We start from the raw sequence: 25,754 nt of genomic DNA on the forward strand, positions 1-25,754 counted from the left end.
ATAAAATGTTTTCAGACGAAATAAAAATTATACAAGAGCAGTGGTTAGAAGAAATATATCCGCGCACAGACTCGATAACTTCAGGGAATGGTTTTTTTTGTCTTTTCGATCTAGCTAAAGATGATATATCATTAAAAAATAAAATATGGATTCCCGCATCAGATTATTATTCTCTTGACAGCAATGCAAGTGAGGGCCTATCAACCATTAGCAAAATAGAAGGCTTTGATGATAGCATTGTACAATGTGGCGAATGCTTCGCAGCCGGGGAGGATGGCTTCATCGCATTAACAAGAAAGCACACGGAAGAATTAGTATGGCTAGTTGTTTTAAGCAAAACAAATCCATTTGAGAACTTAAAAGTTGAAGGAGCGGAGATTCATGCTTATTCATCCAACGGAGTTACTGTACAAATACCAATGGAACGTCCAGACAAGCTAATCATACACTGGCGATAGATGTAACAGACCAACATCAATAATCTTCGAAAAAACCACCGACCGGTATCGCACCTACATCTACGAACCCGGCACCTTCCGCCCGCTGGCGATGCTGTACGGCGAAGGCCCGCTGAAAGCCGCACCGTTCTATTACCAGCTTGACCATTTGGGTACCCCGCAGGAACTCACCGACTATAGCGGCGAGATCATGTGGTCGGCGAAATACCGCGCCTACGGCAACCTCGCCACCCTCGACGTCAGCGAGATCGACAACCCGCTGCGCTTCCAGGGTCAGTACTTCGATGCGGAAACGGGCTTACATTACAACCGGCATCGCTATTACAATCCGGGCACTGGAAGGTTTTTGACCCCGGACCCGATCAAGCTGGCGGGTGGGTTGAACAACTACCAGTATGTGCCTAACCCTACGGGGTGGGTGGATCCGTTGGGGTTGAATAGTGAATGTCCGGGAACAAAATCTGTGGGCGATGTTGGAAGCCCTCCAGAGAAAGCGAAAACAAATGAAGGCGAACCAGCAGTACCTGCTCCTGTAGCACGTGGAGAAAATACGACTCGTGTCCGACACTACACCAATAGAAAAGGCTCTGCCGGTATCGAAAATGACGGCATAATACAAGCTCAGGATAATAATCGAGTTTATGCAGAACTAGCCAATAAAAAGCCGATGAGTCCAGCTGATGCAGAAGAAAAATATCAAATTGGCAGAGGGCGTGGTAGGGACTATATCGAAACAGATGTACCTAAGGAAGGTCTGAAGTAGGCATCGATTTTTGACGCTCTCATGGCCTGAGGTTCAAAAAAAGCTCGCCCGATCAGATAATTAGACGTTTTCCGCTCTTAACTCATCGATTTTCCTTCAAACAGCACCTTTCCAAGGCGTTTTTCCGCATTACAGGCGCACCTCTCCCATCGCCAGCAGCCGTTTTCGCACCATCCAAAGGTTCGACAAGGCAAACAGAGTAGCCTGTTGCGCGGTGTTTTTAGCCAGCCCGCGAAACCGGACTTTCGTATAACCAAACTGGCGCTTGATCACGCGAAACGGATGTTCAACCTTCGCCCGTAACTGGGCTTTCGTGAACTCGATTTTGCGATAGACCCGTGCGATCAAACTTTTCTCGCCATGCTTTTTATAACGGCTTGGGCGGGCCGCAATTGACCAGATCATCTGACGATCCTGATGCTCCGCACGCTTGTCCACGCCGGTGTAGCCCGCATCACCGCTGACATAGGTTTCCTCACCATGTAGCAATTGATCAACCTGAGTCACGTCCGCCACATTCGCCGCAGTACCCACCAGGCTATGGACTAAACCCGACTCGGCATCGACGCCGATATGCGCTTTCATGCCGAAGAAATACTGGTTTCCTTTCTTCGTCTGATGCATTTCGGGATCGCGTTTGCCGTCCTTGTTCTTGGTCGAGCTCGGCGCATGAATGATCGTCGCATCGACCACCGTACCTTGGCGCAGCATCAAACCTCGATCACCCAGATAGCCATTGATGACCTGCAAAATCCCGCCTGCCAACTCATGCTTTTCCAACAGACGCCGGAAGTTGAGAATCGTGGTTTCATCGGCGATTCGATCCAGACTCAACCCTGCGAACTGGCGCAGGATCGTTGTCTCGTAAAGTGCTTCCTCCATCGCCGGATCGCTGTAACCAAACCAGTTCTGCATCAGGTGAATACGCAGCATCGCCATCAGCGGATAAGCCGGACGGCCACCTTCGCCCTTTGGATAATGTGGTTCGATAAGGGCAATCAAGCCTTTCCAGGGCACAACCTGATCCATCTCGATGAGAAAGCGCTCGCGGCGGGTATGCTTACGTTTACCCGCGTACTCGGCATCGGCGAAGGTCATCTGTTTCATCAGGGAAGCTCGGTGAAAGGTGTTGGGGTATTTTGCCAAATCAGGAAACCTTTTTCAGAGTTTCCCTAACTCTCAGTTAGAATGGGTGAAAAACCCTAGATATGGCACTATAGAACTTACAATCAAAGGAAATTTAAAGCTCAAAAATCCAACATTTACAAGGAGAAAATAATGCTAGAAAGCAATAAAAAAATAAGTCTGTCAGGAGATGAGGCGCTCGAAATACTAGCAGATATCGAGTTTATATTAATTTCATTACATAAAATGGGAAGTTACTATCAAGATAAACCTACTGAAGATTATCAAAAGGCCACCACCAACTTCATCGACAATGAAAAAATAACTCAGCGTCTAGCCAAAGTGAGAAAGATAATAAGTGAAAATTTTGATTCAACGCTTGGAGAGGATGATATGGATGATATGGAGCGACACTTAGAAGGAATTAAATTCTGGAAGCCCTAAATTTATTTTTTGTGTGGGCGTCAGTAAGGTCTTACCCGAATGTTAAACAGCCCATTCCAGCTTGCTCTGCCATGTATTATAGTGCAGCTTTTACCACTAGCATTACTGTAACGCTATTACTTGGCTGACGCCCGATTCAATCAAGCTCACGGTGCCGCGTCCTACAAGTACAACGCCTTCGGAAGATGCATCGAGAAGATCGTCGACGGACACACCACTGAGTTCCTGTGGCAAGGTGAACGCCTCATCGCCGAAAGCGCAACCAACCGGTATCGCAGCTACATCTACGAACCCGGCACCTTCTGCCCGCTGGCGATGCTGGATGGCGAAGGCTCGGTCAAAGCCGCACCGTTCTATTACCAGCTTGACCACCTGGGTACGCCGCAGGAACTCACCGACTACAGCGGCGAGATCGTGTGATCGGCCAAATACCGGGCTTACGGCAACCTCGCCACCCTCGACATCAGCGAGATCGACAACCCGTTGCGCTTCCAGGGTCAGTACTTCGATGCGGAAACGGGCTTACATTACAACCGGCATCGCTATTACAATCCGGGCACTGGACGGTTTTTGACCCCGGACCCGATCAAGCTGGCGGGTGGGCTGAACAACTACCAGTATGTGCCTAACCCTACTGGGTGGGTGGATCCGTTGGGGTTGATATTTGGTGCTATTCGGGCTGCCGCTGTTAGATCTGCTGGTACTGCTAGGAAAGCCGCTTCTACCGTTCAATCTAACATTAGATCCCAAACCGCAATATCCAACTGTCCTGGGTCAAGTATTGGGAATCCAATCGGTAAAACAAAAGCACCGGAAACGAAAGCTAGTGTCAACCAAGGCGAACCTAGCCTTCCGATAGTCAGCGGAAGTCACAAGGCTTTGAATGATGCGAAGGCAAAAGATTCACATCACATTATTCAAGATGCGGCTGTAAGGGATTTACCAGGATATGATCGAAATGCGGCACCTGCTGTACAACTTCCCGGCCCATCTACCAAAAAAGGAACTCCCCACTACGAGGCCACTCAGGCTCAGCGTAGATCTGGCGGAGGAACCTATAGGCTTGAGCGTATTTTTGGCTACAGAGCGTTGCGTAAAGCAGGGGTTAGTAAGGACGATGCAAAAACCTTGATCAGGGGTGCTGATGAGCATTTTAAAGGTATTGGCGTTACTCCGGAAACCACAACTCGCATTCCAGGAAACAGACGAAAATGAATATAAAAAACAGCGTAAAACTAGAAATAAGAGATCTATTAGAGGCATTAGCCTGCAATGACTTTAAAAAAATATCATCAAACAACTGGTACGGCAGACTAAATAAAGAAGATATTGAAGCAAGAATTTTAGAGTACGGCAGAACGCTTACTTCACCTCCAGACTCTTTTATGGAGAAAGCATATATATATGAGTACCAAGATGGGTCCGGCTTGAAAATCGATGTACCATTATGGACAACTGAAGAGGGAATGAGCGATCTAACATTATCCTTAGAGCTAATCCATGAAGGCGAGAATGAAAAGCTTCAGATGTCTGACCTTCACGTGCTCTAGTGTACTGTTTTCGAAAAAACCAGCTACTGACTAAAGGAAAAGTCAAATTTTATCAATAGCTTAGATTGAAGGTCAGGGGTAACCTATTTCGCAAACAGTACACTAGGCTTACCCCATATTATCTAAAGCGGATGTAAGATTTTTATAATCAGGACTCCTTTGGCCGTACCGCTTTTGATACTCACCCCGACGGCAGTCGTCACACGCTGGGCTGGAACGGCCTTGGCCAACTGCTGGAAGAGCGCCTGCCCGATGGTGGCCAGCGTAAATACCGTTACGACGCCCTGGGTCGGCAGATCACCCGTCAGGAAGAAACCGGCGCCATCACCCATTATCAGTGGGACGCAGCCAACCGCCTGGCGCAGATCACCCTGCCCGGCGGCGCCACGCGTGCTTTCTCCTACAACGCCTACGGCAAAGTCACCGCCGAGCGCGACGAACTGGGCCGCATCACCCGCTACGAATACGCCGACAACCTGCATCTGGTCAGCCGCCGCATCAACCCGGACGGCAGCCAGCTGCGTTATCGCTACGACGTAAGCGATCCACCAACCACACCTACCATCAGATGCGGCTTCCGTTTATCTTGGCATTTCCGGTGAGCAGTTCCACGGCAGCAACGCCTCATAGTCGGCCACCGACTGCGCAAGTGGCAACCTCTCCAGTACGTGGCGCAGCCACGTATAGGGCTCCTGGCCGTTGACCTTGGCGGTCTCGACCAAGCTATAGATCTGTGCACTGGCGGTGGCGCCTTTAGGCGTGTCGCTGAACAGCCAGGCTTTGCGCCCAATAACAAACGGCTTTATTGCGCGCTCTGCCGGGTTGTTGTCGATCGGTAAAAAGCCGGCTTCCACGTAACGCTTCAGCCGACTCCAGTTATTCGCCAGATAACCAACTGCCTTGCCCAGCACGCTTTGCGGCGTCACGTGGGACTGAGTTTTATCCAGCCAGCTTTTCAACTGAGCCAAGATTGGCAGGCTTTTCTCCTGCCGACCGGTAAAGCGCTGTTCGTCGCTGCCGTCTTTCAATTCGCGCTCGATACCGTACAGCTTATTGATCATCGTCAGCGCGATATCGGCACGCCCGGTCTTGCCCTTAGGTTGCACTTTTTGTGCTTCGACAAATTTGCGCCGCGCATGGGCCATACACGCCAAGCGCTCCACGCCCGGTTGTAACGCCAGCGCGTTATAGCCCGCGTAATCATCAGTCATCACATAGCCGCGATAACTTTCCAGCAGCCGTAACGGTACGTCCTGCGCGCGGCTGGAAGTGTAGTCGAACAATACGACTTTATGATCTGGAGGCCCGCTGGCCTGTACCCACATCCAGGATTGGCTGGTCGGGTCTCGATCTGGTTCTTTCAGTACCTGAACGCGGGTTTCGTCACAGTGGATGACCGGGCTTTCCAGCAATCGATCACGCATCAGATTTAACAGCGGCTGCAAATGTTCGCCGCACTGGATAATCCAGCGGGCCAACGTTTGACGCGGGATTTCTATGCCATGTCGGCTTAGCACCGTTTCAAAACGATGCAGCGGCAAGCCGTCGACATACTTGGTGGTCAGCAGCATGGCCAACACGCTGGGGCTGGCCATGCTCTTTTCAATCAACTGCGCAGGCTTGCCGGCTGTGACCGGTGCCGACTCACAGCCACGACAGCCGTAGACTTTGCGGATGTGTTTGATCACCCGAATCTGCATCGGCACGATATCCAGTTGCTCGCTGGTTTCCTCGCTGACGACATGCTTGCGGCAACCGCAGGCACAGGTCAGTTCGTGTTCGGGCAGCTCGTGGATGACTTCAATGCGCGGCAGATCAGCCGACAGTGGCTTGCGCTTGCCACGGCGTGGCGCAGGAGCAACTACTTCCTCATCAGCATCGCCGACCGGGAGCATAGGCTCGCTTTCAGGTTCATTGAACAAGGCAAGTTGAGGGGTATTAGGCTCGACGGTTTGTTCGGACTTTCGACCAAAAATACGGTCACGCAGCAGCTTGATCTGCTCTTTGAGATCAACGATGTGAGTGGCGTAGGCGTCTTTAACTTCCTGTTCGCGCGAGCGTGCTTCGTAGCTCTCAAGCAGCATCTGTTTGAGCAATACGGGATCGTCAGGAAGGTTGTCGGGCAATGGTCGCATGCCCTGGATTATACCCGTCAGGCAACAAACCTTGGAGTCAAAATCTTATGAGGACGGTTGCGCCACAGATCAAATCCATCCAGCAGCCAATTCAATGTATCCGATCCACGAACCCCACATTTCAAGCCACTGGCTGACGCCTGATGCTGTGCTCCCGTTTTCTTTCAGGAGCCAGCACCATGATGCGACCCGACGCCAAAGTCGAGAAAGTCTACCTCTATCCCAAACCCGTGGATTTCAGAAAATCCATCGATGGCTTAGCTGCTTTGGTCGAGTTGGATATTAAAGTGGCGGTCTTTGATCCGGTGCTCTTTGTCTTTCTCAACAAATCCCGGAATCGAGTGAAGATTTTGTATTGGGAGCGTAACGGCTTCTGCCTTTGGCTCAAGCGTCTCGAGTCCGAGCGTTTCAAAATCTCGCCAGATGATGTCGACGAAGCCATTGTGCTGACGGTTCAGGAATTGAATTGGCTGCTGGATGGATTTGATCTGTGGCGCAACCGTCCTCATAAGATTTTGACTCCAAGGTTTGTTGCCTGACGGGTATAATCCAGGGCATGCGACCATTGCCCGACAACCTTCCTGACGATCCCGTATTGCTCAAACAGATGCTGCTTGAGAGCTACGAAGCACGCTCGCGCGAACAGGAAGTTAAAGACGCCTACGCCACTCACATCGTTGATCTCAAAGAGCAGATCAAGCTGCTGCGTGACCGTATTTTTGGTCGAAAGTCCGAACAAACCGTCGAGCCTAATACCCCTCAACTTGCCTTGTTCAATGAACCTGAAAGCGAGCCTATGCTCCCGGTCGGCGATGCTGATGAGGAAGTAGTTGCTCCTGCGCCACGCCGTGGCAAGCGCAAGCCACTGTCGGCTGATCTGCCGCGCATTGAAGTCATCCACGAGCTGCCCGAACACGAACTGACCTGTGCCTGCGGTTGCCGCAAGCATGTCGTCAGCGAGGAAACCAGCGAGCAACTGGATATCGTGCCGATGCAGATTCGGGTGATCAAACACATCCGCAAAGTCTACGGCTGTCGTGGCTGTGAGTCGGCACCGGTCACAGCCGGCAAGCCTGCGCAGTTGATTGAAAAGAGCATGGCCAGCCCCAGCGTGTTGGCCATGCTGCTGACCACCAAGTATGTCGACGGCTTGCCGCTGCATCGTTTTGAAACGGTGCTAAGCCGACATGGCATAGAAATCCCGCGTCAAACGTTGGCCCGCTGGATTATCCAGTGCGGCGAACATTTGCAGCCGCTGTTAAATCTGATGCGTGATCGATTGCTGGAAAGCCCGGTCATCCACTGTGACGAAACCCGCGTTCAGGTACTGAAAGAACCAGATCGAGACCCGACCAGCCAATCCTGGATGTGGGTACAGGCCAGCGGGCCTCCAGATCATAAAGTCGTATTGTTCGACTACACTTCCAGCCGCGCGCAGGACGTACCGTTACGGCTGCTGGAAAGTTATCGCGGCTATGTGATGACTGATGATTACGCGGGCTATAACGCGCTGGCGTTACAACCGGGCGTGGAGCGCTTGGCGTGTATGGCCCATGCGCGGCGCAAATTTGTCGAAGCACAAAAAGTGCAACCTAAGGGCAAGACCGGGCGTGCCGATATCGCGCTGACGATGATCAATAAGCTGTACGGTATCGAGCGCGAATTGAAAGACGGCAGCGACGAACAGCGCTTTACCGGTCGGCAGGAGAAAAGCCTGCCAATCTTGGCTCAGTTGAAAAGCTGGCTGGATAAAACTCAGTCCCACGTGACGCCGCAAAGCGTGCTGGGCAAGGCAGTTGGTTATCTGGCGAATAACTGGAGTCGGCTGAAGCGTTACGTGGAAGCCGGCTTTTTACCGATCGACAACAACCCGGCAGAGCGCGCAATAAAGCCGTTTGTTATTGGGCGCAAAGCCTGGCTGTTCAGCGACACGCCTAAAGGCGCCACCGCCAGTGCACAGATCTATAGCTTGGTCGAGACCGCCAAGGTCAACGGCCAGGAGCCCTATACGTGGCTGCGCCACGTACTGGAGAGGTTGCCACTTGCGCAGTCGGTGGCCGACTATGAGGCGTTGCTGCCGTGGAACTGCTCACCGGAAATGCCAAGATAAACGGAAGCCGCATCTGATGGTAGGTGTGGTTGGTGGATCGCTTACCGGGAATTGCGCTTGCAGTGGAGGATTATTCGATCCGAACGCAAGGAGATCCGTCAGGAGATGCGTCGCCGCAAGGATCTTGAGAAGCATCGTGAAAACCTGCGCAAGCGAAACGCACTGCGCGAGTAGCTTGAGCCAAACAAAGCGTTCTCGCGCCCAATAAAAAACCCGCCGAAGCGGGTTTTCCCAAGACCATCCCGACTCCCTGTCGGCTGCCTCCAAGGCAATGGTCGGTCATCCTTGACCCTGGTGAACTCCTGTTCACCAGTTGATGGATCCAATATTACGAGGCAAGCGTCAGGGCGGAAATAGCCAACCGCCTCCAGCACGTGTAAGCCTTTCGCCATGCCTGGCCTACGCAGATTTCAGGAAATAGGCATGCAGCAGCGTAGTCACCCACCTGTAAAGTTCATACAATCGCCGCGCGGTCATAAAAGCAAGAAACATCGAGACACAGGATTTCCCGGAAGAAAACGTCATCCCAACGGAACATCAGGAGTAGAACCATGAGCACAGCAGATCAGACCCAAAGCGCTGGCAATTACAGTGCAAAGTGGCAGGAACGCTTCAACCTTTTCGAGACTTACGGTGCGCCGAACGATCCGCGCTTCAAGCCTGCGGTCAACGCGCTGCCCGGCTTCAAGAAGAAGCTGCTTATTTGCGCTAATGTCATCACGTTTTTCTTTGGCCCGATTTACTTCTTCGTGCTGGGGCTGTGGAAGAAAAACCTGGCGCTGATCGGCATCATCATCGCCGTCAATATCGTTATAGCCGTGCTTTTCGGAATCTTCGGAATGGAGGCTCCAAAGGCATTGGGGACTGGCTTGAACGTCATGTTTTCCATGATGTACTCCCTGACTGCCAATTACTCCTACTACCTCAAGGAAGTAAAAGGCGAGCAAGGCTGGAACCCGTTCAAAGGCATGCGTCTCTGACTTGCAGATGCAGCCAACTGAGCACCCGTACCTCTCAATGAGAGGGCGGGTTCGCGGTAGACAAGCCTCCCTCGGGCGCTGTCATTGCCCCTCGACCAACAGCAATTCCCCATCCGCGTACCGCACTTCCCTTCCCACCCACGCCATATCGACATTGGGCAGCACCGCCGAAGGCTTGCGCAGTTCGCGCAGCAAGGTAGACCCATGGGAAAGACGCCCACCCATGCGCGCGATTACGGCGCGTGCGTTCTGGTAGTGCGCGTGGCGTCCGGGGTCGAGGGTGTCTTCCAGCAAGATATCCTCACCCAGAATGCCCTGCACCTGTCCCGGATAGATCATGAAGCCGGTGGCCTGCTCGGTGCCTTCGCGGCCGTCCTGCCAGAAGCTGCCATCACGGCTGCGAATATCCGGGTGGGGTGCGAACCAGTGCGCCCGGTCGGCCACGGGCATGGCGTGGTGCAGGCGAAAGAACACGCGCATCAAGTTGTCGCGGTACCACTCGCGCACTTGCAGGTAATAGCCGCGCATACCTGGCAAGCCTGCGCTGTGGGCAAGGCGGATCGCTTTCGGCCAGCTCGGAAATGCCTGCAACGGCAGGTCGGTCTGTGCCGGGCGTGGCGTAGCGGGGTCGGTTTCCCAGGGCAACCGATGCGGGCAGTGTTCAAGGTCGTCGTAAGCGGTCGGCGGACGCCCCAACAGGTCACCGCCACTGCTGGCCAGCGAGGTGGCGATACACAGGTTGCCCTGCACGACGAACACGTAGAAGCGCGTGAACCAGTCGGCGAGTTGTTTGCCGTCTGCGCCGTGTGCGGTCAGCGTCTGCAACTCCCGGTCGAAACGGTGCAGTTGCTGTTCCAGAGTCAGCAGGTGGCCACGCGCGATGCGCTGCATGCGCAGGAACAACGGCAGCGAACGCAACAGCCGCAGGGGTCGCCAGGGCAGATGCGGCGTCGCGCCACCGACTTCACCGGCGTAGCTGCTGGAGGCAATGCCCCAGTCAGCCAGGCGCGCAAGAAAAAGGTCGTTGTTGATGTAGGACGCCGCGCCGAACAACGCTGTGAACGGCTCGTTATCCTGCAAGATGCGTGAGTCCCAGCGCGCCATGATCGCCGGGATACTGCCTGCGGCACGTCGCTGGGCGTATTCCACCAGGCGACTGGGCTGTGGCGGCAGGATCTCGGCAATGTTGGCGGCGGTCAGGTGCCGACGCCAGCCGTAATCGCTGATCGGTCGGTATTGCAGCAACCACAACCGGCTGCCATCCCACGCCCATTCGACATCGCCCGGCACGTAATGGAAGACCCGCAGAACACCTTGCAGAAAGCCCCAGAGCATTTCCTGAGTCAACCCATGGGAGGGCTTGAAGCTGCCGCTGCTCCAGGATTCGCCGAGGCGGGAAAGGATCGCTCGATCAGGGCTTGCCTGACCGTCGGCCAGCGACTCCAGATGACCTTCGACCCACTCCAGCTCGACCGACAGGTGACGCACAAATGCGATACCGGAAAGCACCGGTGTAATGAAGCGCTGCACCACGACCTCTTCGACCCCGGCACTGTGCAGTTCTGCAATACGCGCGGGCACGTTGTGGGCGGGCTCACGAAGAAAGGTGGTGCTGAGCCCGGCATTTGCCGCATCGGCCTGATCCTCGCCGAAGCTGGACGAACGCACCGCCCAGACGGCATCGGGCTGGCTGGCCAAAAACGCTGGCAAGGCCGAGTCGTCACCCTGCACAAGTGACAACGCCGCAGGCACCGGTTGCCCGGTAATGGCCGCCAGGCGCAGACGTCCGCCTTTGGTGTGTGCGACAAAACCGCGCTCGCCGGATTCGAGCCACTGGGCGAACTCGGCCGGCGAGTCGATCCACGGGTAATGTCCCCAGCCCGGTTTTAAGCTGATGGTCAGGTCGGCACGGGCCAGGATAGCGGACCAGGCGGCGGCTTGATCGATACCCAGGACTTTGTCCTGATCGCCCCAGACCAGCTCGATCGGGTCCTGCACCCACTCCAGCAACGGCAGCGCGGTGTCGGCGCGCACCATGTCCCAATACGGAATGAAAGCGCGGCAGCGGGCGTAACCGGCCCCCATACGCCGGTAGTGCGAGTCGGGCCAGGCGTGCCTGGAAAACTTGTGCGCAAACAGCTTGGGCTTGTTGGCCAGCAACCAGTGAATGGTTTTGCGGATAGGCAACGGCGACATCAATGCAGGCAGGCTTCTCTGCCACAGGAAAGCGCCCACGGGTGCCAGCAACACGCTTCTGCAAAAGTGCCCCGGCTGTCGTTGCAACGCATGCATGACCAGCAAGGCGTTGACGCCCACCGCGACGATTGAACTGCCTCTCACCGTTGCCGCCAACAGCGCATCCGCATAGGCGGCAAGGTCGTCGCAGGGCGGTAGCGGGTTGCTGCCGAAGCCGGGCAACTCCAGCGGCATAACCTGATAGCGCTGAAAGTGTGGCAGCGCATCATCCCACCACTGGGCAGTACTGCCATTACCGCCCAACAGGTACATGAAGGGCAAGTCCGACATCGTGGAGTTCCTTCTGCACAGTGGCGCGATCATGGCGATACAGCCAGAACAACGGCGGCAGCAATGCCAGCAACGCCGCCATATCCAGCCACACATGCGACCAGACACCGCCGCGTACGGAAATCAGTATGTCCTGAGGTGCCCAGAGCAACAGGCCTGCAATCAGCCAGCCCCACGGCATGGCGCTTTTCAGACGATTACCCAGATGCACCAGCGCGAGCATGTACACCGAATAGGTTTGCAGAGTGGCGCCGAACAGCGCCATCCACCAGACCTGTTGCGCACGCGCGGCAGCGGGAACGGCCTCGGTCCAGAACGCCTGTTCGAGCGTGGTCAGGTAGCTGTCGAGCAAACCGGAAAAGCCCGCCCAGGTGAACACCATACTGCCCAGCACGTGCGCTGAAGCAACGGCATACAACCAGATCACCAGCGTGCGCCGCAGGGTGGCAGAAGGGAGCGGCATTGCAGGTCCTTGGGTCGTCCTTGTGAGGCGGTGAGTGTAGCGATTTCTGGAGGGGCTTAATACCGAACGCTTTACGGCTTTTCCCGTTTTAGATTGAAGGGTTGCGTGCCTGGGCAGTGCATCGGCTGATCGTCAACTGGAATGGCGTAACAGTAAAAACACCGTAAGTAATCATGCCCATTTCAGCTATGGACAACCCGATATTGGCCCGGCGCTGTCCAGACTACTGTCAAAAAAGGCCCGCTCAGCAGACCCTTGTCCCTCAGGTATTCGAATACCTGCGCAGGGCACCACTCTCGACCGCCAGAAAAGGCGATGCCCTCCAGGCGCAATGCATCGAATACTCTTGCCTTGTGCTGCTCGTCCATGACATCCAGCACATGGATACCCGGCTCACCGGAGGCCACAAATCCAAGCCTGAGCAGCGTCTGGTGAAGGCTCTGGTCGACCGACTCAAGGCGGACCAGGTCGGCGTCAGCGCTGCTCACATACCCCTTGAGTTCTTTAAACGTCACGAGTCACTCTCTTCCGGCGTCTGGCCATCGGCATGGCCTCTACGGTGGATGAACAGGCGGTTATCTCGCGGCTGAAGGAACAGGTAGGCAGCGTTGCGAATGTGCTGAGCAGCCCCCCGGTCGACGTTCACCTGTCCGGCGCGGCCGCCGACTCCATTACGCTGCGCGTGATCAGAACCCTGATGCAGGACATGCCTGCTACAAAGGCCTGCGCGCTCAGGGCTGCACAGCGCGCAGCCCTGAGCGCGCGACAGCGGCTTACTGGTTACCCAGCACACCCACCTTGCCCATCACGTTGCTGACGAATTGCTGCACGGTCATTTTCTGGCCGTTGAAGTCGACCATCTGGTTGGCGTAATGCAGGTCGGAGACGATGTTGTCGCCGTCGACCTTGGCCAGTTGCATCATCTCGGCCATGACGCTGGCCATGTCGCTGGCAGCCTTGGCCTGTTCTGCGATGACCTTGAGGTCGGTCTGGCCTTCACGGATGGCCTGCTGGGTAGCGAGGTCGCGGATCATCGGTTTGGACAGGACGACCTTGGCGTTGACTTCGCCCAGGGTTTTCATGAGCAGCACATTGGACGGCTGATCAAGCGGGCCCGGATCGGCAAGGTCCACCGCAATGCGCATGTGGCTTTCGCCATTGCTGGTCTTGAGCGAGAGTTTTTCCAGTTCAACGTGCGGCTTGGCGACCAGCAGCTTCTTCATCTGGGTATTCATCAGCTCTTGATCTGCCGGGTTCAGCTCCATACGGAACGGGCGCTTCTCCAGCGCTGCGGCTTGCTGTTGAGGCAGGATCCTGTCCTGATACAACTGGTACAGCGCCTGGGTGGCCACCACGTCGAAGTTGGCGATCTTGAAGCCCATGTGCGCAGAGCCGACATCCTTGCCGCCGTAGGCGATCATGCCGGCGTCATAGTTGACCTGGGCTGCCAGGTTACCGGCATCTTCCTGCGCCAGGTTGGTGTTGGAGAAATCCTTGATCTGCACCTGTGGCTTGCCGACGACCTGGAAGCCCGCGTTCTGGATTTTCATGTTGGTATGGCCCAGATAGAAACCGGACTTGCCCTTGGTGCCGCCCGTGTCGAAGGTCATGCCTTTGACTTCGATGCTCACCGGCCCTTCAGCTGAGGCGACGTTGAGTTGCAGGTTTTCCATGTTGCCGGCGAGGCTGAATTTTTCGGCATCGGCGGACGACTCAGCATTCAGGTCGAGCCCGGAAAACCGGAACGTACCGTCCACGTCGGTCATTTCCAGCGGCGCCATCTGCAGCGTGCCTTTGGTGGCGCGGTCGTAACCAATGCTGGCCTTGCCCTTGAGCGGCGGAACGTCCTTGCTCATGGCAAACCATTTCTCGGCGCTGGGCCTTTTTTCCATCTGGAAATTGCTCAGGGCCATGACCGGTATCAGGTTCAGGGTCTTCAAATGCGACAACGGGATCGGGCCGTGCTCGATCTGGTCGACAAACAGGAACTGGCCGCCCTGGGTGCTATCGGACAGGTTCTGGATGTCGACACGGTAGTGCGCCGTGCTGCTGAAAAAGTGCTTTTCCAGCGAAACCATTTCCAGTTTGACGCTGGTGTCAGTGCCTTTGAATGACTTGGAAAGCTCTTGATTGGCCTTGCCGATCGAGTCGTTCAGCGCGCCTTCCAGTTGATTACCGGTGTACCAGGCACCCGCCGTAACCAGTGCACCCGCTACGACAATGACGCCAACCGCTATACCTGCTGATTTATTCATAGTGACGTGAAGATATCCGTTCTGATGATGGGAAAGTCGTACCGGGACTGACAGCACAGCTTGAAAACCGCGAAATTTTATCAGAAACACAGGGTAGCCACGGTATTCACGGAAACGTTAGGCTGAAACGAATTTGACGACGGGACGTGATCACATGAGCGAACAGCACAACGAACGAGGCCCGATCAAGGCCGTTATCTTCGATATGGATGGCCTGCTGCTGGACACTGAGGGTGTGTACACGGAGGTCACACACCTGATTGCCAGTCGCCACGGTCGAACTTTCGACTGGTCAATCAAGCAGCACACCATCGGCCGCGGTGCCCGGGATTTCTCGGATTACGTGATCAAGGCGCTTGAACTGCCGATGTCGATCGACGAATTTCTCGAAATCCGCGAGCCGATGCTCGACGAGCGTTTCCCCAAAGCCCCGGCAATGCCCGGAGCCGAAGCGCTGGTCCGCCATCTGGCCGCCCACAATATCCCCATCGCCGTGGGTACCAGTTCGTCGGTGCATTACTTTCAGGCCAAGACGACGCAGCACCGCGCCTGGTTTGAACTGTTCGACACCATCGTGACTGCCGATGACCCGGAAGTCGGCGCAGCCAAACCGGCTCCGGACATCTTTCTGGTCGCCGCGCGCCGGCTTGGCGTTGCGCCGGCCGATTGCCTGGTCTTCGAAGACTCACCGTTCGGCGTAACGGCAGCCAAGGCTGCCGGGATGTACGCCGTGGCGGTGCCGGACTCGCACATGCCGGTCGAGCAATACGAGCACGCGGATCTGCTGCTAGCCTCACTGGCCGACTTCCCGCTCAAAGCGTGGGGGCTGCCTGAACTCGTTTGAATGACAAGGAGATGTTAAGCATGAAGTATCGAACCCTCGGCCAGTCCGGCCTCAAGGTTTCCACATTGACCCTCGGCTCGATGATGTTCGGTGAACAGACCGCTGCCGAAGAGTCCCTGCGTATCATCGACAAGGCCCGCGACCAAGGCATCAATTTCATCGACACGGCGGATGTCTACAACGGCGGGCGTTCGGAAGAGATCGTCGGTCGCGCCATCGCCGCACAGCGCAGCGACTGGGTACTGGCCACCAAAGTCGCCATCGGGCCAGCCGACGGCGTGCCCAACCGGGCCGGTCTGAACCGCAAGCACATCTTCAACGCCATCGAGAACAGTCTGCGCCGACTGGACACTGACTATGTGGATATCTACTACCTGCACAAGGAAGACCATGACACTCCACTGGAAGTGACGGTCTCGGCCATTGGCGATCTGATCCGTCAGGGCAAAATACGCTATTGGGGCGTGTCGAACTTTCGCGGCTGGCGAATCGCTGAAATCGTCAACGTCGCGCAGCGTCTGGGCGTGGACAAACCGGTCATCAGCCAGCCGCTGTACAACATCGTAAACCGTCAGGCCGAAATCGAGCAGATCACTGCAGCCGCTTATCACGGCCTTGGCGTGGTGCCTTACAGCCCGCTGGCGCGTGGCGTGCTCAGTGGCAAGTACGCCCCGGATATCGCCCCGGACAGCGAAAGCCGGGCCGGTCGCCAGGACAAGCGATTGCTGGAAACCGAATGGCGCGTGGAGTCGTTGCGTATTGCCCAGCGGATTCAAGAATACGTGCAGGACAAGGGTGTCGGCATTGTCGAGTTCGCCATTGCCTGGGTGCTCAACAACAAGGCAGTGACTTCGGCCATTGTCGGGCCGAGAACCGAGCAACAGTGGGACGGCTACACCAAGGCGCTTGAAGTGAGCATTACCGCCGAGGATGAGGCGTTCATTGATTCGCTGGTAACCCCTGGGCATGCCTCTACGCCCGGCTTCAATGATACCCAGCACTTTGTGTCTGGTCGTCCGGTTCGCTGAGGCCGTTCTCACCCTGCGGCTTTACGTCGCAAAGGCTCGCACCGATGCGCTCTGGAATGCACGTTACAGAGCGCGGCGGCATGAAAGCCTGAGGTGAAATTCCTGTTAAGTCCTGACGCTGGCTCGGTACGCTGCACGGATGAGCGCTAAGATAGGGGACGCTTGTGGATAACCGGAGGCCTGAATGCACACCGGTTAAAGCGACAAAACATAATGATGCTTCTATTTTCGCGACTTACTGGCAAGTCTTGGCTAGTCTGTCGGCAATACAGCGATTAATTGGACCCTGTCCAGCCAAGGTTGATGAAGAAGTAGGCCGATGCGCAAATCAGATAGAGAAGCCTTTCTAAGCTCCGTACTGGGCAATGAGCAGCCTCCGGCGCACCTTGCCAGAACCGTGATTGAAGAAAAACTGCGAAATGCCATTATCGATGGCAGCCTTCCCAGTGGCACAGCCCTGCGCCAACAGGAACTGGCAACGCTGTTTGGCGTCAGCCGGATGCCCGTGCGCGAAGCACTGCGCCAGCTCGAGGCGCAATCGTTGTTGCGTGTCGAAACGCACAAAGGCGCTGTCGTCGCGCCGTTGATTACCGAAGATGCGGTAGACGCCTATGCCTTGCGGATCCTGCTGGAGTCCGAGGCGTTGCGTTTGTCGATCCCTTTACTGGACGCAGACGATCTGGCAGCGGCTGCGAGTTATATCGAGCAACTCGAAGTCGAGACTGACTTTGGCCAGATCGGCAGGCTCAACCGGATGTTTCACTTGTCGTTGTACGCCAAGACCCACAACAAGCGCCTGATGCGGCTGGTTGAAGAGGGCCTGAACGAAGAGGAGCGCTTTTTGCGTTTCAATCTTTCCTCCATGGGCCTGGGCAAGCTTTCTCAGGATGACCACTGGCAGTTGCTCCGGCTGGCCGAACAGAAAGCGGTCGAGCCGTGCGTTGAAGCGCTGCAGTATCACCTCAACCGGGGCGTGCAAGCCGTCACCCAGTACCTGCAAAGCCAGAAGGCAGGCAACGTAAAGCCAGCCCGCACGAAGAAGAATACCCCCGCCTGAATCATCAAAGCGGCTTATCCGACAGGTCCTGAGCTCTGGCCTGCGGATGGGTCGTTCGCACTTCCCTGCCCGCCCTTCTTGCACATTGTCAGGTCCCGCACCTGGCATAGTGCTTTCATGGTTATTTTCCTGATCAGCCGGGTGGCCTGACGCTCGAATCAGGCAAACTCGGCTGTGACCTCAGGAAACCCGACCGGAGGGTTTTCCAAGGCTATGGCTGAACTGTCCGCGCAGGCTCAGGACGGTTCTCTGTTCATCTGAACTCAATGGATAAGGAGTTGCTGAACGGGGCACGCAGACATTGGAAGTCATTTCCAACATCGCCCATTAAAAACCTCAACTTCTGATTGTTCGGCATAACGGCAACGCTGAGCGAGGCATTCGTTCATTATTAATAATTCTGACTCAATCAGTCGGAAGGGCTGCCTGCGCGCTTATAAAACTGTCTTCTTGAGTTTTATAAGGCAACTTACGCATCGAAAAAACACCAAGTAAAATAGTGTAAGAAAGTTATTGCGCGGCTTGTTAAATTTGTTTTAAGTTTTATTCGCAGCCAGCTTGGACTAACGCACTGGCTGTCGGGAAAGCAAACGCCATAGGGGTCTCGGCCCGTAAAGCCGACCACGCGCCGGGTCTTGAATTGAAAGTAACGTTGTGTGTTTGCGGCGAACCAGCGCCTCAATCGCCAGGCAGTTGTTCGCCTGAGATCCGACAGCAACGTAACTTCCACCCGGCAATAGCGGCACTTTCCTCAGACCAAAAAGTAAAGACTCATTTACTGCCATCATGACTTAGGGATATCGCTATGTATTGTGAGAAAACTCAACTTGAGCACAAGAAACTCGAACTTAGCCGCCACCCGATCTTTGCAGAAATCAGTTCCCTGCACGTGCTCCAGCGCTTTATGGAAACGCATGTCTTCGCCGTCTGGGACTTTATGTCGTTGACCAAGCGGCTGCAGCAGGAACTGACCTGCACCCGACTGCCGTGGCTGCCACCCACCGATGCGCCTGCCGCCCGTCTGATCAACGAAATCGTGCTGGGGGAAGAGTCCGACGACAGATTGGGGCACGGTCACTACAGCCACTTCGAACTGTATCTGGACGCCATGCGCGAAATCGGCGCAAGCACTGCGCAGATCGAGCGCTTCATCGAACTGCAGAAACAAGGCGTGCACTACGCAACCGCCCTGCAACAGGTCAATGCGGGTCAGGCAGCCTCGGCATTCGTGACACACACCCTCGACACCGCCCTGCATGCGCCGGCGCACAGCGTTGCTGCGGCATTTCTGCATGGCCGCGAGAGCGTCATCCCGCTGATGTTCCAGAGCATTCTCGATGACTGGGGCATCACCGTCGAACAGGCGCCGACCTTTCGCTACTACCTGGAGCGCCATATCGAAGTGGACTCCGAAGATCACGGCCCGGCAGCGGAGCAATTGCTGGCGCGGCTGGTTGCCGGTGACGCGCAGCGTGAAACGGAGGTGTACCAGGCCGCCATCGCTGCCGTGGAAAGCCGGGTGCAGCTATGGGACACGCTGCGCATGAGCATGCGGGCGCCGCTGATGCAGGCCAGTGCGTAGAACCGGGTCGCAACACCCTCAAGCCTTAACAAGGAAGCCATCATGAAAGCAGAAGACTACATGTCGTTCATCGATGCGTGGGAAGGTCGCGCCACCATTCGCACTCGCCCGCGCCGGATTGTTGAGAACGATGAAAAACTGATCTATCCGCTCAGCCGCCAGCCCTTGGTGCTCAGCGACACGTTCACCCGCGAGTGCGCGCATTTGCGTGATTACGCGCTGGTGCAGAGCCTCTACAAGTTCATCAACGACGTGGTGATATTCGAAACCGAGATCGTCGACAAGACTGCACGCAGCATTGCCAAGGACAACTTCGCGATTCGCTTTCCGTTTGCCTGCCGCTATGACGCGATGACGGTGGTGGTCGATGAGGACTACCACGCACTGGTGGCCATGGACTTCATGCAGCAGACCATCGCCCTGACCGGTATCGAACCTATTCAGTTGCCGACCGAGATCGAGCTCAGCCGCGCCATACCCGCAGCGCTGGCGTTGGCCCCAGAGCACCTGCGCAGCGCCGTGGAGCTGATTTGCGTTGCCATCGCGGAGAACACCGTGACCCATGATGTAGCAGCGTTCGCCAAGGACGACTCGGTCAAGCAATCGATTAAGGGCCTTATGGCCGACCACTTGCTGGACGAGGGGCGTCACTCGGGATTCTGGGCGCGATTGGTGCGGATTTACTGGCACACGGCGGCTGAGCAGGACCGTGAATGCATCGCCCGTATTCTGCCGGTCTTCATCGCGCAATATCTGACCAACGATATCCAGAACGGCTTCGACTTTACGCTGATCGAGCGCTTGCAGGTGCCGGATCCGGTCAGGCAGGCACTCAAGGCCGAAACCTTGGCGTTGAGCTTTCCGGTCAATCGCCATCACCCGTTGATCGGCAACATCATGCGCTTCTTCAAGAGCAGTTCGATGCTCGACGATCCTTATGTACAGCGAGCGCTGGCTCACTACCTCCCGGTTCAGGGATCGCTGCAATGAAGCGCCTGGAGATTGTGCTCATCGGTCACAGCCTGACCCTGGGTGAACTGAGTACCGAGCTACAAGACCACGGGCATGGCGCGCGACTCATTGGTGAGCAGCATGCACTGGCCGGGTTGACGATGCCTGATGCGTGCATTCTGATCGAAGACGGCAGCCTGGATCTGAGCCCGATGTTGCCGCAAGCTTATGGACGCTGCGTTCATCTGAGCCTGCGTGTCGGTTTCGACTCGACCCTTGCGTTCGGCCTGCCTCGGCTGGAGCTGTTGTGCTGGCACGGCAGCGTCAAGGCTCAACGGTTGATCGTTCGCGAGTGGCTGTCATCCGAGGCGTCAGGTAACGGCCGCGAGTTGCGTGATCGTGCTATCGCGAGGCTGGTTGACCTGATTGCGCTGCAGGTCAGCAGGCTGTCGCGAGACGATGACTACTTCATCATCAGCGTGCCCACAACGACGCCTGCCCAAAGCGATCGCCAGTGTGGTTTGCAGGCGGTGGATCAGTTGCTGTTTGAACACCGTTTGAATCAAACGGCGCAGCCCCGTTTGCTCAAGCTGGCAGAAACCTCCATCACCGAGCGATTGGAGCAGGCGCTGCTGAAGTTTGCCGAACGCCCGGCGCTGTCCGTCGGTAATCAGACGTTCAGCTATGGAGAACTGCACGCACACAGCATCGCCATTGAGTACCTGTTGCTGCCGATGCTGGCGCACGCGAAAGCCGATGCTCCTCCCGTAATCGGTATCTGCCTGGCCAAGTCGCCCGAGCTGTACGCGGGCATCCTGGCGATTCTTGGCTGCGGCGCGGTTTATCTGCCGCTTGACCCCGGCCAGCCGGTGCAACGTCAGCAGTACATTCTGCAAAACTCGGGAGCGATGCTGTTACTGCACGATGGCTCGCATCCACTGGCCGCTGCGGAGTTTCCGGCGCTGGATATCAGCGCGGTGCGTGTGGTGAATGTGGCTCTCACGAAAAGACCTGTTCGAGCAGATCAGCACGCGCCGTGCATGGCGCTGTACACGTCGGGCACCACAGGGCAGCCCAAAGGTGTGTCGCTGAGCCAGCGCAACCTCAGCCACTTCACCGCCTGGTACGCCGAGCATGTGAGCCTGAGCGAACACAGCCGGGTGTTGCAATTCTCGACGCTAAGCTTTGATTCGTCGGTCATCGACATCTTTCCCACCTGGCTCAGTGGTGCCGAGCTGGTCGTGCCTGACGAAGACCAGCGTCGCGATCCCTTACAACTGATCAGCGTACTGAAACAGGGCATCACCCATGCGTTTCTGCCGCCTGCGCTGTTGAGCGTCCTGCCGCTGGATCAGCCGCTGGGAATCGAGCATGTGATGACCGGCGGTGACGTCTGCGAGCCGCATGTGATTGCGCAACTTTGCGGGCAATGCCATTTCCATAACCTGTATGGCCCGACAGAAGCCACGGTGCTGGTCACTGCCTGCGAGTTTCAGCCGTCCAGCAGCAATCGTCATCTAGGGCGACCGATTGCCAACAGTCAGGTGTGGATTCTGGACGAGCACTTGCAGCCCGTGCCAGAGCAGACTCAGGGTGAGCTGTATATCGTAGGCCCCGGCGTGTGCCTGGGTTACATCGACAATCCCGAGCTTACGGCCGAGCGCTATGTGTGGCTGACGCTGCCTGAGGGTCAGGAGCTGCGCGCCTATCGCACCGGAGACATCGCACAGTGGACGGCTGACGGTGTTGTCTTGAGTGGCCGACGCGACAACCAGGTGAAGATTCGCGGCTTTCGGGTCGAGCCTGAAGAGATCGAGCATTGCCTGAGGGCCAGCCAGTTTTATCGGCAGGTCGCGGTGGTGATCGACGCACAACGGCGAATTCTGGCGTTTGTCGCTCAACCGTATTCCGCTCATGACGAACAGGCGTTGAGAGCCCATGTGCAGCGCTTGCTGCCGGACTATATGCATCCCGCCGTCTACACGACATTGCCGAGCATGCCGTTCGCACATAACGGCAAAGTTGACCGCAAGGCACTCCTGGAAATACCGCTGAGCTTTGCAGAGCACCCCACGCGGCGCTTACCTTCGACCGCGCAGGAGCAGGCCTTGCTGGAACTGTGGGCTGAGCTGTTGGAGCTGCCGCCAGGAGACATCTCGACAGACGAGAGCTTTTTCAATCTGGGTGGCCATTCGATTCTTTTGTCGCGCCTGTTGCTGGGCATTCGCGAGCGGTTCGGGCGCAGTATCCCGATCAACCGTTTCATAGAAGCACCGACCGTGCTGACGCTGGCCAGCCTGATCGACAGCGACGGCACTGCGGGTTACACCATCAGTGCGCAGGCTCTGCTGGATGCCGATGCAGATACGCCGCTGACGACATTGCCCGTCAGTCAGTTGGGTGATGTTCATAAGGTGATTGTTACCGGTGCAAACGGCTTTCTCGGTGTGCACATCGTTGAAGCGCTGCTGAATTGGGGAACGACCGAGATTGCCTGTCTGGTCCGGGAAACCCCGGAGCAAAGTGCACAACAGCGCTTCGAATACGCCCTGCGGGAGAATCGGCTGGACCACCTGGACTTGAGTCGGGTGAAGGTTTACCCGGCTGATGTAACCAGGCCCAGGCTGGGCCTTGATGACGCGGTGTATGAACGACTGGATCTTGAGTTTGGCGTACTGGTGCACAACGCGGCCAATGTGAACCACGTTCAGGATTATGAAACCCTGGCCAGAGACAACGTCGCACCGGTCTTTGAATGCCTGAAGCTGTGTGAGGGGCGCAGCAAGAAGATCTTCAACTTCGTCTCGACCCTGTCTGCCTGCAGCGCCATCGATGCCGCCGGCAACGTGCTTGAACAACCGGCGGCGGCTACCCCGCCGATCTACATCAAGAACGGCTATAACCTGTCCAAATGGGTCGCTGAGCGGGTCCTGCAACGTGCCCGCGATCAAGGCGTGTGGGTGAACATCTATCGTCCCGGCAATATCGCGTTCAACAGTGTTACCGGCGTGTGCCAGCCGCAGAAAAACCGCCTGATGCTGATGCTCAAGGGGTCGCTGCAACTGGGCCAGGTTCCGCAATTCCCCATCAACTTCGACCTGATGCCGGTGGACTTTCTGGCGCGCTTTATCGGTTTCCACGCCAGTCGTTATCAGCCAGAGCGCGCTGTGTTCAATCTGCACAACCCCGAACCCTTGAGCTGGAACAACTACGTGGAAGCCTTCCGCGAGGCTGGACGTGACTTCGAGTTGGTCAGCGTGGAGCAGTGGCAGGCCCAGCTTGGCCGTGTCGACAGCCAGAACGCTTTGTTTGGCGTTTTGGGTTTTTACCTCGACGGATTTGAAGAGGACATCGGCGACATCTCGATGATCGAGTACCAGAACACCCAGAGCGGCGTCCGCTGCATGGGCGAGCAATACCCGCAGAAAACTCCGGCGCTGCTGCGCAAGGGTTGCGATTACCTGAAAGAAATCGACTTCATCTGAGTCGATCCTCTACTGACGTTAATGGAGAAGTCTATGAACCATATTCACATTGATTTAAAGCCCGACACACTGATCAACAACCCGACGATGTGCCGCGTTGTATCGGCTGTAGAGGTTTGCGGCGATGCCAATAGTGTGTGGGCTATCGTGGGCAATTTTGGCGGTTTTCAAGCATTTATTCCGGCATTGGAGAGCACTGAAGTCACCGGCAAAGGTCCTCGCTCAGTGCGCAAGAAGCTGTTCAAGGATGGCAATGTGGCGATCGAGCAGTTGAATTCCCAGGATGATCACGCGCATTACATGACCTGGTCATTGATACATACCAGCTTGCCGGTCAATAACCTGTGGGCTGCGATGGCGGTTGAGGCTACCGGTGACAACACGTGTGTCGCCAGTTGGACAATCGTTGCAGACCCTGTTCAGGGTGGGCCTGAGGGGGACGCGTTTGAAGGGTTTCTTCAGGGGTTTGCTGACGGTGCGATGAGTAACGTGCGCAGCCTGTTTGGCTGATACAGGCCTTGCTGGTGCAGCCCGTTCAGTGCGAAAGCCTGGGCGGGCTTTTTCATTTCCTGAGGTGGGTGTTTGCCTGTGTGGATGTTGGTGTCAGCCGGGGCGGTTGGCTGAGCAGTAGCCCATAACGACAAAACCCCTCATCGCCTGAGCGATGAGGGGTTTCGGAATTCAATCTTGACGATGACCTACTCTCACATGGGGAAACCCCACACTACCATCGGCGATACATCGTTTCACTGCTGAGTTCGGGATGGGATCAGGTGGTTCCAATGCTCTATGGTCGTCAAGAAATTCTGTTGCCGATGCGTTATCAGGTAACGTCCCAGCGAATTTTGGTGACTTCTACTTAAACAAAAACCCTCAACGCGTAAGCGATGAGGGTTTTTGGAATTTAATCTTGACGATAACCTACTCTCACATGGGGAAACCCCACACTACCATCGGCGATACATCGTTTCACTGCTGAGTTCGGGATGGGATCAGGTGGTTCCAATGTTCTATGGTCGTCAAGAAATTCGGGTACCGAGTCGTGCCGTACGGCGCGCTTCAGCAAATCTGGTATGTGATAGCAAGCTGTTGCAGGTGTCGTTCGTGACGCAAACCTTCGGTTCGTGTCATCTCCACAGTCACCGCAATCTGGTCATTCGACTCAAATTGCTTGGGTGTTATATGGTCAAGCCTCACGGGCAATTAGTATTGGTTAGCTCAACGCCTCACAGCGCTTACACACCCAACCTATCAACGTCGTAGTCTTCGACGGCCCTTCAGGGAACTCAAGGTTCCAGTGAGATCTCATCTTGAGGCAAGTTTCCCGCTTAGATGCTTTCAGCGGTTATCTTTTCCGAACATAGCTACCCGGCAATGCCACTGGCGTGACAACCGGAACACCAGAGGTTCGTCCACTCCGGTCCTCTCGTACTAGGAGCAGCCCCTCTCAAATCTCAAACGTCCACGGCAGATAGGGACCGAACTGTCTCACGACGTTCTAAACCCAGCTCGCGTACCACTTTAAATGGCGAACAGCCATACCCTTGGGACCGGCTTCAGCCCCAGGATGTGATGAGCCGACATCGAGGTGCCAAACACCGCCGTCGATATGAACTCTTGGGCGGTATCAGCCTGTTATCCCCGGAGTACCTTTTATCCGTTGAGCGATGGCCCTTCCATACAGAACCACCGGATCACTAAGACCTACTTTCGTACCTGCTCGACGTGTCTGTCTCGCAGTCAAGCGCGCTTTTGCCTTTATACTCTACGACCGATTTCCGACCGGTCTGAGCGCACCTTCGTACTCCTCCGTTACTCTTTAGGAGGAGACCGCCCCAGTCAAACTACCCACCATACACTGTCCTCGATCCGGATAACGGACCTGAGTTAGAACCTCAAAGTTGCCAGGGTGGTATTTCAAGGTTGGCTCCACGCAGACTGGCGTCCACGCTTCAAAGCCTCCCACCTATCCTACACAAGCAAATTCAAAGTCCAGTG

The 25,754-nt window shown here is 55.9% G+C and carries 20 protein-coding genes, 3 rRNA genes and 4 pseudogenes (1 of these 27 running past the window's edge); 18 read left to right on the top strand and 9 right to left on the bottom strand.

Annotated elements, in window-relative coordinates; translation table 11 throughout:
• Window positions 1-5 precede the first annotated feature (5 nt).
• Window positions 6-458: a hypothetical protein gene (locus tag PSPTO_RS28150; protein WP_149032210.1), complete on the top strand. Its 453-nt coding sequence runs from the start codon at window positions 6-8 to the stop codon at window positions 456-458.
• A gap of 40 nt (window positions 459-498) precedes the next feature.
• Window positions 499-1,221: pseudogene (locus tag PSPTO_RS28155) on the top strand (RHS repeat-associated core domain-containing protein); the annotation flags it as partial.
• Between the two features lie 129 nt (window positions 1,222-1,350).
• Here PSPTO_RS28155 and PSPTO_RS28160 read toward each other — a convergent pair.
• Window positions 1,351-2,328 (bottom strand): IS5-like element ISPssy family transposase, encoded by a 978-nt coding sequence (locus PSPTO_RS28160; protein ID WP_007247571.1) that lies wholly within the window; start codon window positions 2,326-2,328, stop codon window positions 1,351-1,353.
• A gap of 171 nt (window positions 2,329-2,499) precedes the next feature.
• Here PSPTO_RS28160 and PSPTO_RS28165 point away from each other — a divergent pair, with 171 nt between their 5' ends.
• The 5 genes and pseudogenes from PSPTO_RS28165 to PSPTO_RS28180 all read left to right on the top strand — a co-directional run.
• Complete coding sequence (locus PSPTO_RS28165) at window positions 2,500-2,790, top strand: hypothetical protein (RefSeq protein ID WP_024677613.1); 291 nt, start codon at window positions 2,500-2,502, stop codon at window positions 2,788-2,790.
• Window positions 2,791-2,946: 156 nt separating this feature from the next.
• A pseudogene (locus tag PSPTO_RS28170) lies at window positions 2,947-3,450 on the top strand (RHS repeat-associated core domain-containing protein); the annotation flags it as partial.
• On the top strand, window positions 3,433-4,005 hold the full coding sequence (locus tag PSPTO_RS30750) for a hypothetical protein (RefSeq protein ID WP_327191521.1): 573 nt from the start codon (window positions 3,433-3,435) through the stop codon (window positions 4,003-4,005). The pseudogene PSPTO_RS28170 and the gene PSPTO_RS30750, both read left to right, overlap by 18 nt.
• Window positions 4,002-4,340 (top strand): DUF7668 domain-containing protein, encoded by a 339-nt coding sequence (locus tag PSPTO_RS28175; protein WP_052746235.1) that lies wholly within the window; start codon window positions 4,002-4,004, stop codon window positions 4,338-4,340. Before PSPTO_RS30750 ends, PSPTO_RS28175 begins: the two co-directional genes overlap by 4 nt.
• A 182-nt stretch (window positions 4,341-4,522) precedes the next feature.
• Window positions 4,523-4,876: pseudogene (locus PSPTO_RS28180) on the top strand (RHS repeat protein); the annotation flags it as partial.
• A 45-nt stretch (window positions 4,877-4,921) separates the two neighbouring features.
• On the opposite strand, the gene PSPTO_RS28185 reads toward PSPTO_RS28180, so the two are convergent.
• Window positions 4,922-6,475, bottom strand: a complete 1,554-nt coding sequence (locus PSPTO_RS28185; RefSeq protein ID WP_003409202.1) for an IS66-like element ISPsy5 family transposase — start codon at window positions 6,473-6,475, stop codon at window positions 4,922-4,924.
• A 179-nt stretch (window positions 6,476-6,654) separates the two neighbouring features.
• Between PSPTO_RS28185 and tnpB the strand changes: the two genes are divergently transcribed.
• The 3 genes from tnpB to PSPTO_RS28200 all read left to right on the top strand — a co-directional run bounded on the left by tnpB (window position 6,655) and on the right by PSPTO_RS28200 (window position 9,565).
• Window positions 6,655-7,014 (top strand): IS66 family insertion sequence element accessory protein TnpB, encoded by a 360-nt coding sequence (gene tnpB / locus PSPTO_RS28190; protein ID WP_003409203.1) that lies wholly within the window; start codon window positions 6,655-6,657, stop codon window positions 7,012-7,014.
• A 17-nt stretch (window positions 7,015-7,031) separates the two neighbouring features.
• Window positions 7,032-8,585, top strand: coding sequence for an IS66-like element ISPsy5 family transposase (locus PSPTO_RS28195; RefSeq protein ID WP_003409202.1), 1,554 nt, complete (start codon window positions 7,032-7,034; stop codon window positions 8,583-8,585).
• Window positions 8,586-9,136: 551 nt separating this feature from the next.
• On the top strand, window positions 9,137-9,565 hold the full coding sequence (locus tag PSPTO_RS28200) for a DUF2628 domain-containing protein (protein WP_011105501.1): 429 nt from the start codon (window positions 9,137-9,139) through the stop codon (window positions 9,563-9,565).
• Window positions 9,566-9,646: 81 nt separating this feature from the next.
• Here the strand turns inward: PSPTO_RS28200 and PSPTO_RS28205 are convergent, their stop codons facing one another.
• The 3 genes from PSPTO_RS28205 to PSPTO_RS28215 form a co-directional block, all read right to left on the bottom strand.
• The gene (locus tag PSPTO_RS28205) at window positions 9,647-12,091 is read right to left on the bottom strand and encodes an alpha/beta hydrolase (protein WP_046464024.1); all 2,445 of its coding nucleotides are present in this window, start codon (window positions 12,089-12,091) and stop codon (window positions 9,647-9,649) included.
• On the bottom strand, window positions 12,054-12,554 hold the full coding sequence (locus PSPTO_RS28210) for a hypothetical protein (protein WP_011105503.1): 501 nt from the start codon (window positions 12,552-12,554) through the stop codon (window positions 12,054-12,056). Before PSPTO_RS28210 ends, PSPTO_RS28205 begins: the two co-directional genes overlap by 38 nt.
• Before the next feature lie 182 nt (window positions 12,555-12,736).
• A complete protein-coding gene (locus tag PSPTO_RS28215; protein WP_010203159.1) occupies window positions 12,737-13,069 on the bottom strand; it encodes a hypothetical protein in 333 nt (110 codons plus the stop codon).
• A 32-nt stretch (window positions 13,070-13,101) separates the two neighbouring features.
• On the opposite strand from PSPTO_RS28215, the pseudogene PSPTO_RS28220 reads away from it, so the two are divergent.
• Window positions 13,102-13,371, top strand: a pseudogene (locus tag PSPTO_RS28220) (hypothetical protein); the annotation flags it as partial.
• Here PSPTO_RS28220 and PSPTO_RS28225 read toward each other — a convergent pair.
• Entirely contained in the window at window positions 13,328-14,809 is a 1,482-nt protein-coding gene (locus tag PSPTO_RS28225) for a YdgA family protein (RefSeq protein WP_011105504.1), read from the bottom strand. The pseudogene PSPTO_RS28220 and the gene PSPTO_RS28225 sit on opposite strands and share 44 nt — an antisense overlap.
• Before the next feature lie 154 nt (window positions 14,810-14,963).
• Here PSPTO_RS28225 and PSPTO_RS28230 point away from each other — a divergent pair, with 154 nt between their 5' ends.
• From PSPTO_RS28230 to PSPTO_RS28260, 7 genes are all read left to right on the top strand, one after another.
• Window positions 14,964-15,653, top strand: a complete 690-nt coding sequence (locus PSPTO_RS28230; RefSeq protein ID WP_005771635.1) for an HAD-IA family hydrolase — start codon at window positions 14,964-14,966, stop codon at window positions 15,651-15,653.
• Window positions 15,654-15,673: 20 nt separating this feature from the next.
• Entirely contained in the window at window positions 15,674-16,681 is a 1,008-nt protein-coding gene (locus PSPTO_RS28235; RefSeq protein ID WP_011105506.1) for an aldo/keto reductase, read from the top strand.
• 319 nt (window positions 16,682-17,000) lie between these two features.
• Window positions 17,001-17,738, top strand: a complete 738-nt coding sequence (locus PSPTO_RS28240; RefSeq protein WP_011105507.1) for a GntR family transcriptional regulator — start codon at window positions 17,001-17,003, stop codon at window positions 17,736-17,738.
• An 805-nt stretch (window positions 17,739-18,543) separates the two neighbouring features.
• A complete protein-coding gene (locus PSPTO_RS28245; RefSeq protein ID WP_007247460.1) occupies window positions 18,544-19,320 on the top strand; it encodes a DUF3050 domain-containing protein in 777 nt (258 codons plus the stop codon).
• 42 nt (window positions 19,321-19,362) lie between these two features.
• Entirely contained in the window at window positions 19,363-20,310 is a 948-nt protein-coding gene (locus PSPTO_RS28250; protein ID WP_005771640.1) for a diiron oxygenase, read from the top strand.
• Complete coding sequence (locus PSPTO_RS28255) at window positions 20,307-23,756, top strand: non-ribosomal peptide synthetase (RefSeq protein ID WP_011105509.1); 3,450 nt, start codon at window positions 20,307-20,309, stop codon at window positions 23,754-23,756. The genes PSPTO_RS28250 and PSPTO_RS28255 overlap by 4 nt, the downstream gene beginning before the upstream one ends.
• A gap of 33 nt (window positions 23,757-23,789) precedes the next feature.
• Entirely contained in the window at window positions 23,790-24,266 is a 477-nt protein-coding gene (locus PSPTO_RS28260; RefSeq protein WP_011105510.1) for an SRPBCC family protein, read from the top strand.
• A gap of 175 nt (window positions 24,267-24,441) precedes the next feature.
• Here PSPTO_RS28260 and rrf (PSPTO_RS28265) read toward each other — a convergent pair.
• The 3 genes from rrf (PSPTO_RS28265) to PSPTO_RS28275 form a co-directional block, all read right to left on the bottom strand.
• Window positions 24,442-24,557 (bottom strand): 5S ribosomal RNA (gene rrf, locus PSPTO_RS28265).
• Between the two features lie 107 nt (window positions 24,558-24,664).
• Window positions 24,665-24,780: ribosomal RNA gene (gene rrf / locus PSPTO_RS28270) — 5S ribosomal RNA — on the bottom strand.
• 158 nt (window positions 24,781-24,938) lie between these two features.
• Window positions 24,939-25,754: ribosomal RNA gene (locus PSPTO_RS28275) — 23S ribosomal RNA — on the bottom strand; it runs 2,078 nt beyond the window's last position.

It is taken from the genome of Pseudomonas syringae pv. tomato str. DC3000, from assembly GCF_000007805.1.
GTDB lineage: Bacteria > Pseudomonadota > Gammaproteobacteria > Pseudomonadales > Pseudomonadaceae > Aquipseudomonas > Aquipseudomonas avellanae.

Bases quoted from the DNA above. Each gene is read 5' to 3' on its own strand.
- PSPTO_RS28150 (WP_149032210.1), top strand. From the start codon at position 6: ATGTTTTCAGACGAAATAAAAATTATACAAGAGCAGTGGTTAGAAGAA.
- PSPTO_RS28160 (WP_007247571.1), bottom strand. From the start codon at position 2,328: ATGAAACAGATGACCTTCGCCGATGCCGAGTACGCGGGTAAACGTAAG.
- PSPTO_RS28165 (WP_024677613.1), top strand. From the start codon at position 2,500: ATGCTAGAAAGCAATAAAAAAATAAGTCTGTCAGGAGATGAGGCGCTC.
- PSPTO_RS28175 (WP_052746235.1), top strand. From the start codon at position 4,002: ATGAATATAAAAAACAGCGTAAAACTAGAAATAAGAGATCTATTAGAG.
- PSPTO_RS28185 (WP_003409202.1), bottom strand. From the start codon at position 6,475: ATGCGACCATTGCCCGACAACCTTCCTGACGATCCCGTATTGCTCAAA.
- tnpB (WP_003409203.1), top strand. From the start codon at position 6,655: ATGATGCGACCCGACGCCAAAGTCGAGAAAGTCTACCTCTATCCCAAA.
- PSPTO_RS28195 (WP_003409202.1), top strand. From the start codon at position 7,032: ATGCGACCATTGCCCGACAACCTTCCTGACGATCCCGTATTGCTCAAA.
- PSPTO_RS28200 (WP_011105501.1), top strand. From the start codon at position 9,137: ATGAGCACAGCAGATCAGACCCAAAGCGCTGGCAATTACAGTGCAAAG.
- PSPTO_RS28205 (WP_046464024.1), bottom strand. From the start codon at position 12,091: ATGTCGGACTTGCCCTTCATGTACCTGTTGGGCGGTAATGGCAGTACT.
- PSPTO_RS28210 (WP_011105503.1), bottom strand. From the start codon at position 12,554: ATGCCGCTCCCTTCTGCCACCCTGCGGCGCACGCTGGTGATCTGGTTG.
- PSPTO_RS28225 (WP_011105504.1), bottom strand. From the start codon at position 14,809: ATGAATAAATCAGCAGGTATAGCGGTTGGCGTCATTGTCGTAGCGGGT.
- PSPTO_RS28230 (WP_005771635.1), top strand. From the start codon at position 14,964: ATGAGCGAACAGCACAACGAACGAGGCCCGATCAAGGCCGTTATCTTC.
- PSPTO_RS28235 (WP_011105506.1), top strand. From the start codon at position 15,674: ATGAAGTATCGAACCCTCGGCCAGTCCGGCCTCAAGGTTTCCACATTG.
- PSPTO_RS28240 (WP_011105507.1), top strand. From the start codon at position 17,001: ATGCGCAAATCAGATAGAGAAGCCTTTCTAAGCTCCGTACTGGGCAAT.
- PSPTO_RS28245 (WP_007247460.1), top strand. From the start codon at position 18,544: ATGTATTGTGAGAAAACTCAACTTGAGCACAAGAAACTCGAACTTAGC.
- PSPTO_RS28250 (WP_005771640.1), top strand. From the start codon at position 19,363: ATGAAAGCAGAAGACTACATGTCGTTCATCGATGCGTGGGAAGGTCGC.
- PSPTO_RS28255 (WP_011105509.1), top strand. From the start codon at position 20,307: ATGAAGCGCCTGGAGATTGTGCTCATCGGTCACAGCCTGACCCTGGGT.
- PSPTO_RS28260 (WP_011105510.1), top strand. From the start codon at position 23,790: ATGAACCATATTCACATTGATTTAAAGCCCGACACACTGATCAACAAC.